Annotated in this window: 6 protein-coding genes and 1 pseudogene; 2 read left to right on the top strand and 5 right to left on the bottom strand. The window is 75.0% G+C overall.

What is annotated here, in order from left to right; all coding sequences use genetic code 11:
• Positions 1-1,082 (top strand): LCP family protein (locus GXB85_RS15280; RefSeq protein ID WP_237728309.1); only part of this gene is annotated, 1,082 nt, incomplete at its 5' end.
• A gap of 91 nt (positions 1,083-1,173) precedes the next feature.
• Here GXB85_RS15280 and GXB85_RS15275 read toward each other — a convergent pair.
• The 3 genes from GXB85_RS15275 to GXB85_RS15265 all read right to left on the bottom strand — a co-directional run bounded on the left by GXB85_RS15275 (position 1,174) and on the right by GXB85_RS15265 (position 4,162).
• Positions 1,174-2,334 carry an acyltransferase gene (locus tag GXB85_RS15275; RefSeq protein WP_161918521.1) on the bottom strand — a complete coding sequence of 387 codons (1,161 nt, stop codon included), beginning with the start codon at positions 2,332-2,334 and terminating at the stop codon, positions 1,174-1,176.
• Positions 2,335-2,454: 120 nt separating this feature from the next.
• Complete coding sequence (purE, locus tag GXB85_RS15270) at positions 2,455-2,988, bottom strand: 5-(carboxyamino)imidazole ribonucleotide mutase (protein WP_161918520.1); 534 nt, start codon at positions 2,986-2,988, stop codon at positions 2,455-2,457.
• Complete coding sequence (locus GXB85_RS15265; protein WP_161918519.1) at positions 2,981-4,162, bottom strand: 5-(carboxyamino)imidazole ribonucleotide synthase; 1,182 nt, start codon at positions 4,160-4,162, stop codon at positions 2,981-2,983. The genes purE and GXB85_RS15265 overlap by 8 nt, the downstream gene beginning before the upstream one ends.
• On the opposite strand from GXB85_RS15265, the pseudogene GXB85_RS18965 reads away from it, so the two are divergent.
• A pseudogene (locus GXB85_RS18965) lies at positions 4,053-4,595 on the top strand (GtrA family protein); the annotation flags it as partial. The gene GXB85_RS15265 and the pseudogene GXB85_RS18965 sit on opposite strands and share 110 nt — an antisense overlap.
• A 41-nt stretch (positions 4,596-4,636) precedes the next feature.
• Here the strand turns inward: GXB85_RS18965 and manA are convergent.
• Entirely contained in the window at positions 4,637-5,959 is a 1,323-nt protein-coding gene (manA, locus tag GXB85_RS15255) for a mannose-6-phosphate isomerase, class I (protein ID WP_202628044.1), read from the bottom strand.
• A 98-nt stretch (positions 5,960-6,057) separates the two neighbouring features.
• Entirely contained in the window at positions 6,058-7,398 is a 1,341-nt protein-coding gene (locus GXB85_RS15250; RefSeq protein WP_161918517.1) for an ATP-binding protein, read from the bottom strand.
• Between the last annotated feature and the right edge of the window lie 10 nt (positions 7,399-7,408).

The raw sequence follows: 7,408 nt of genomic DNA, 5'->3' as shown, positions 1-7,408 counted from the left end.
GTGCCGGGGACCCCGCGCGCGCGGCCGCCGGCACGCCCGCGGCCGTCAGGCCGGACGCCGCCGGCAGGCAGTCCGGTGCGGGCGCACCAGGCAGGCCAGGGACGCGCGGCGCGCTCCCCGTGGGCGTGCCGTCGCGTCGTCGCCGCGGTCGACGCGCACTCGTGGTGCTCGCGCTCGTGCTCGCGCTGCTGCTCGCCTGGCCGCTCGGCCTCGCGTTCTGGGCCAACGGCAGGCTCGAGCGCGTCGAGGCGACGTCGGGCGCCGCCGACACCCCCGGCACGACGTACCTGCTCGCAGGCTCGGACTCGCGCGGCGACGGCTCGGTGGTGCGCCAGGACTCCACCGAGGGCGAGCGCACCGACACGATCATGCTGCTGCACGTGCCGCCGTCGGGCCCGAGCACGCTGCTCAGCCTGCCGCGCGACACGTACACCGACGTGCCCGGGTACGGGCCTGCCAAGCTCAACGCGGCCTTCGCCTGGGGTGGTCCACCGCTGCTGGTCGCATCGGTCGAGGACCTCACAGGCTTCACCGTCGACCACTACGTCGAGGTGGGCTTCGACGGGGTGGCGGGGCTCGTGGACGCGCTCGACGGCGTCGAGCTGTGCCTCGACCAGGACGTGAGCGACCAGAAGTCGAAGCTCGAGTGGACCGCCGGCTGCCACGTCTCCGACGGGAAGACGGCACTGGCGTTCGCCCGTATGCGGTACTCGGACCCCGAGGGCGACGTCGGGCGCGGTGCACGCCAGCAGCAGCTCATCAAGGCGGTCACGAAAGAGGCCGCGAACGTCGGCACCCTCGTCAACCCCGGCGAGCAGGTCAGGCTCGCGCGCGCGGGCACCGACGCGCTCGCGGTCAGCCAGGGGACGAACATCCTCGACCTCGGGCGCATGGCCCTCGCGTTCCGTTCGGCCACCGGGCCCGATGGCGTGACCGGCACGCCGTGGATCGCGTCGATGGACCACCGCCCCGGCGGCGTCGGGTCGACCGTGCTGCTCGACGACGCGCGCAACGCCGAGCTGTACCCCGCGATCATGAACGGGACGCTCGAGCCCGGGAAGGTGGGCGGCGTCCCCGAGTGACGTCGCGCGAGTGACGCCGTGCGGGTGACGCCGTGCGGCGGGCGCACGCCGAGCGGCTCCGGCCGGGTGACGTCCGGGCGTCGGTCGCCGTTCAGGCCCGCCCAGGACCCGGCCGCAGCGCGCGCTCGAGGACGTCACGCACCGGGCCGTGCAGACGCTTCTCCACCCCGTGGTGGATCACCAGTGCGAGGCCGATGCTCACCGCCACCGCGGCCGCGAGGGTGAGGTACGGCGGCAGGTGGTCGTGCAGCAGGTCGATGACCCACAGGCCCCAGAACTGGTGCACCAGGTACACGCCGTAGGTGATCGCGCCGAGACCCGGCAGCACGCCCCAGCTGAGCCGCGCGAGCGGGCTCATCGTGAGCAGCGCGACGCCCCCGAAGGTCGACAGCACCGCGAGCGTCACGAGCCGCGGATCCGCCTCGAACACCGTGACCTGGGCGATCGTGCTCACCGTGGGCTCGACGGTGGTGTGCAGCGCGAGCATCACGTTGCCGCCCACCAGCGCCCACAGCCACGGGCGGTGCCCGTCCCGGAAGACCAGGAACAGGAGCATGCCGCCCGCGAAGTACGGCGCGTAGCGCGGCATGAGCAGCATCGTCGGCACCTCCCAGCCGAGCCGCTCGACGAGCAGCGCGAGCGGTGGCCACAGGGCCGCGAACGCGATCACCCGGCGCGTGCTGAGCCCCACGGCCACGAGCACGGCGACGAGGGCGTAGAAGCGCAGCTCGGCCCAGAGCGTCCAGTAGACGCCGTCGACGTGGCGCACGCCGAGCGGCTCCTGGAGGAGGGTCGTGTTGACGAGTGCCTCACCCCAGGTGAGGTCCTTGCCGGCGGGCCAGAGCACCAGGAGCAGCACCGACGTCAGCGCGAGGGCGGCCCAGTACGGCGGGTACAGGCGCGCGAGCCGCGAGGCCGCGAAGCCCGCGACGTCGCGCCCCCACGCGGTCCACAGGATGACGAACCCGCTCACGACGAAGAAGAGCTCGGGCGCGAGCGTGAGGTAGATCATCGCGCCACCGAGGGTCGGGAAGATCTCACCCGGGCTCCGGTCCCACGACTCGCTCCACATCGCAGTGAAGTGGTAGAGCATCACGCCGACGGCGGCAGCGAAGCGCAGCCCGTCGAGGCTGTGCAGGCGCCGCCGCTCGCGCCCCGACCCCGCCGCGCGTGTCCGCGGCCGCGCGGGCGTGGCGGGGGTCGGGCTCGGAGTCGCGGCGCCGGCAGCCGCGACCGGGGCAGTCGTTACCATTCTGTGACCTTAGGTCGGTCACGTACGACGCGCGACCCGGGGTGCGTCGCGGCGCGTGGCGCCACTGGCGGTGGCGCGTGGGCGGTGGTGTGGCGCGCGCGGGCTCCGATGAGCCGAGCGTCAGGCGCTGAAGCCGACCGAGCCCTGCCGACGCGAGCGCAGCCGCTCACCCTTCGCGAGTGCCTGCTCACGCAGGCCGTCACCGAAGCGCACGAGCGCGGCACGCAGGCGCTCGGCCTCGGCTCCCTCCCCCGCGCCGAGGATGCGCGCCGCGAGCAGGCCCGCGTTGCGCGCACCGCCCACCGACACCGTCGCGACGGGGATGCCCGCGGGCATCTGCACGATCGAGAGCAGCGAGTCCATCCCGTCGAGGTGTGCGAGCGGGACGGGCACGCCGATGACGGGGAGCGGCGTGACCGAGGCCAGCATGCCCGGCAGGTGCGCGGCTCCCCCGGCCCCCGCGACGACGACGCGCAGGCCGCGGTCCGCGGCCGAGCGGCCGTACTCGATCATCTCGAGCGGCATGCGGTGGGCCGAGACCACGTCGGCCTCGTACGGCACGCCAAGCTCGTCGAGCACCGTCGCCGCGGCCTCCATGACGGGCCAGTCGGAGTCCGAACCCATCACCACGCCGACCAGCGGCTGCTCACCCATGGTCCGAGTCTCCCCTCAGCAGCGCCGCGGCCGCCAGGGCCCGCGCGCGCACGTCGTCCAGGTCGTCACCGCACACCGTCACGTGGCCGAGCTTGCGGCCCGCGCGGATCTCCTTGCCGTACAGGTGCACGTGCACCCCCGGGTCCGCGGTCACGGCGGGCAGCGCATCCGTCAGCCGCTCGAGCGAGCTGCCGAGCACGTTCGCCATGACGGACCACCGGTGCACCGCGCGCGTCTCTCCCAGCGGCAGGTCGAGCACGGCCCGCAGGTGCTGCTCGAACTGGCTCGTCACCGCACCCTCGATGGTCCAGTGGCCCGAGTTGTGCGGGCGCATCGCGAGCTCGTTGACGAGCACACGCGCAGGCTCGTCGCCGGCCGCGGGTACCTCGAACATCTCGACCGCGAGCACACCGGTCACGTCGAGCCCCTCAGCCACCCGCACGGCCGCGTCGACCGCGCTGCGCTCGAGCGCCGGATCCAGGCCCGGCGCCGGGGCGATCGCCTCCGCGCACACGCCGCCGGCCTGCACGGTCTGTGTCACGGGCCACACGCGCACCTCACCCGAGGGCCGGCGCGCGAGCAGCACGGCGAGCTCTCGCACGAACGGCACACGCTCCTCCGCGAGCAGGCCAGGGCCGCCGTCGGCCGCCGCAGCGAACCAGTCGGCCACCTCGTCGGCCGAGCGCACCACGCGCACGCCCTTGCCGTCGTAGCCCCCGCGCGCGGTCTTGACCACGGCGACGCCGTCGTGATCGGCGAGGAACGCCTCGAGCGCACCGGCGTCCGCCAGCTCGGCCCAGTCCGGGCCGGGGACGCCCAGCTCGCCGAGCCGGCGACGCATCGCGACCTTGTCGCGCGCGTGCAGCAGGGCCTCGGGCCGCGGGCGCACCGGCACACCGCGCTCGGCGACCGCGTGGGCGACCTCGGCGGGCACGTGCTCGTGCTCGACGGTCAGCACCCGGGCGGCCGGCCGCCCGGTGTCGCCCGCGACGAGCTCCACCACCGCGTCGACGTCGGCGGGCAGACCCACGGGCGCGTCGGCGAGCACCTGGGCGGCCGAGCCCGTGGGCGCCTCGACGAGCACCCTCAGGTGCACCCCGAGCGCCGAGGCCGCGGGCGCCATCATCCGTGCGAGCTGGCCGCCGCCGATCACTGCCACCACTGGTCCGGTCACGAGCGCCGAGACTAACAACGCCGGGCACGCACCTCGGCCGGTGTCCGTCTACGCTCGGTGGGTCACCCGAGCGGAAGTGGAGGCGCCCGTGCGGTCACGTCTCGCCGAGCTCGCGCGCTTCGGCTCCGTCGGGGCGGTCGCCTACGTGGTCGACGCCGGCCTGTTCAACCTGCTGCTGCTGGGGCCCGGCGGGTTGCTCGGCGAGAAGCCGCTCACCGCCAAGGTGGTCTCGGCCTCGGTCGCGACCGTGGTCGCCTGGCTGGGCAGTCGGTACTGGACCTTCCCGAGCCGACGGCGGCACCCGGTACCGGCCGAGCTCGTGGGGTTCGTGCTGGTCAACCTGGGCGGCATGGGCATCGCGGTCGCGTGCCTCGCCGTCTCGCGGTACGTGCTCGGCCTCACGTCGCCCCTCGCCGACAACGTCGCCGCCAACGTCGTGGGCCTCGCGCTCGGCACAGCCTTCCGCTACGTGGCCTACCGCTGGCTGGTGTTCCCCGGCGCGGCCGCCGTCAGCCCCGTGGCCGACGGGGCGGGGAGGGGCGTGGACGACGACGACACGCGCACGACGTCCGGGACGGGCGCCGATGCGGTGGGCACCGGCGTGAACGCGGTCGCGAGCGTGCCGGCTCCCCGCACCTGAGCGGGCCCGTCGGCTGCCGCGACCAGCGCCGCCTGCCCGCGGGTCAGCGTGAGCGAGCCGCCGTCGGCCTCGAGCTCGACCCGACCCTCGAGGCACAGCACGATGCGCGGACCGTCGCCCGGGAGCGCGACCGTCCCCGCCGAGCGGCGCACGGTCGTGACGCCGAGCGCGAACTCGCGCGCCGGCCCGCGGTAGACGGCCGTCGTCGGGTCCGGTCGGTCGGGCTCGGGACGTAGCGTCGGACCGGGCTCGTAGACCGTGCACTCGAGCAGCGCGGCGACGTCCACGTGCTTGCCCGTGAGCCCGGCACGCAGCACGTTGTCCGAGCACGCCATGATCTCGAGCGCCGAGCCCGCGAGGTACGCGTGCACCGAGCCCGCGGGGACGAACATCGCCTCCCCCGGCTCGAGCGTGACGCGGTTGAGGAAGAGCGAGGCGATCGCCCCGGGGTCCCCCGGGTACCACTGCGCGAGGCCCACGACGGTGCCGTCGGCCCGCGGGCAGTGGCTGCCGGCCCGCAGCCGCGCGTCGCACGCGGCGGCGGTCGCGACCACCTCGTCGGCCGGGGCGGGGGCGAGCAGGCTCTCGAACGCGCGGCGCACCCCGTCGGCGTCGGGCTCGGCCGTCAGCATCGCGCGCAGCCGTGCGGTGAGCGGTGTGTCGAGGCCGTCGAGCAGCTCGAGCACGCGCTCGGGCCGGCGGAACCCGCTCAGCGCGTCGAACCGGGTGAGCGCGACCACCAGCTCGGGCTTGTGCTCGGCGTCCTTGAACGAGCGCAGGGGCGAGTCGAGCGGGATGCCCGCGGCCTGCTCGCGCGCGAAGCCCGCGCGTGCGTGCTCCAGGTCGGGATGCACCTGGAGCGAGAGCGGCCGCTCGACCGCGAGCACCTTGAGCAGGTAGGGCAGCTGCGTCCCGTGCGCCTCGCGCACGCGCTCGCCCAGCAGCTCGTCGGGCGTGCGGTCGATGACCTCGTCGAGCCGCACCCGCCGGACGTCGCCCTCGGGGTCGGCCAGCAGCGCGGACGACGGCGCCGCGGGGTGGGCACCCATCCAGAGCTCCGCGAACGGGCGCCCGTCGGGCTCGACACCGAGGAGCTCGGGCAGCTGGGTGGTCGAGCCCCACGCGTAGTGCTGCACGGGGCTGTCGAGGCGGAACATCGTGGGACGCGGCCTTTCGTCAGGAACCCGGGAGTCTAGTCGGGGCAGGTGCCGGGGCGGTGGCGGCCCCGTGCAGGACCTGGGTCGCGCGACACGGCTCAGCGCGCGGGACCGCGGCGCAGACGGCGGCCCTTGCGGGGTGAGACGAGCGCTCCGCGCGGGAGCACGAGGTCGGGGTCGAGGGTGCGCGGCACCCCCGCGAGGAAGACCGCGAAGACGGGCGGACGGCGCTGCGCGAGCTCGAGCCGACCGCCGTCGGCCGCCACGAGGTCACGCGCGAGCGACAGGCCGAGGCCCGTGCCACGCCCCGAGGTCACCTCGCGCTCGAAGATGCGCGGGGCGAGGTCGTCGGGCACGCCCGGGCCCTCGTCGGCGACCTCGAGCACCACCATCCCGGCCGGGCCCGAGGCGCGCGAGCGCACCGTCGTTGTGCCGCCGCCGTGCGTCAGCGAGTTCTCGATCAGCGTCGCGAGCACCTGGGCGAGCGCACCCGGGGTCGCGAGCACCGTGACGTCGTCGGGCACCTCGACGGCCAGGCGCCTGCCCGCGGCGGCGTAGGCCGGACGCCACTCCTCCTCCTGCTGACGCACCACCTCGACCAGGTGGACCGCCTCGGTGGTGCCGCCCGACGCGCGGCGCGAGCGGGTCAGCAGGTCGTCGACCACGGTGACGAGCCGCTCCACCTGCTCGAGCGAGATGCGGGCCTCCTCACGCACCTCGTCCTTGTCGGTGGCCGCCGAGATCTCCTCGAGCCGCATCGACAGGGCGGTGAGCGGGGTGCGGAGCTGGTGCGAGGCGTCCGCCGCGAACTGCCGCTCGGCCGCGAGGCGCCCCGCGAGACGGTCGGCCGAGCGCGCGAGCTCGGCCGCGACCAGGTCGATCTCCTCGACCCCCGACGCCTCGAGCCGCGGGCGCACCTGACCCGAACCGAGCTGCTCGGCGCTCGCCGCGAGGTAGACCAGCGGTGCGGCCAGACGTTGCGCCTGCCAGAGCGCCATCGCGATGCCGGCGCCGAACGCGACGACCGACGCCGCGACCACGAGCCCGACGGCCCGTGCCGTCCGCCAGAAGATGGACCAGGCGTCGACCGAGATCAGCACGATCGCGCCGCTCTCGGTGCGCACCACCTCGGGGTGGGCGCGGCCCTCGACGGGCTCGCCGACGCTCAGCCGGGTGCCGTCGGGAGCCACCACGGAGACGGATGCGGCGAGGTTGCCCTCCTCGCCGCCGACGTAGGGCTCGAGCAGGTCCTCGGTGATGTCACGGCCGCTCGCGACCCGGCTCTCGACCTGGCGCGCGAGGTTCTCGGCCCGCGTCTCGACCTCGTTGACCTCACCCTCGCTCACCAGCTGGGCCCCGTAGAACCCGAGCGGGATGCCGAGCAGCACGACGGCGACCGTGACGGCGGCGATCGTCGCCTGGAGCACGCGGCGTCGCACGGCGCGTCAG

This window comes from Cellulomonas sp. APG4, from assembly GCF_009996735.1.
Classification (GTDB): Bacteria; Actinomycetota; Actinomycetes; order Actinomycetales; family Cellulomonadaceae; genus Actinotalea.
The sequence above is the reverse complement of the archived record's forward strand: the minus strand, read 5'-3'. Positions and strand labels throughout refer to the sequence as shown.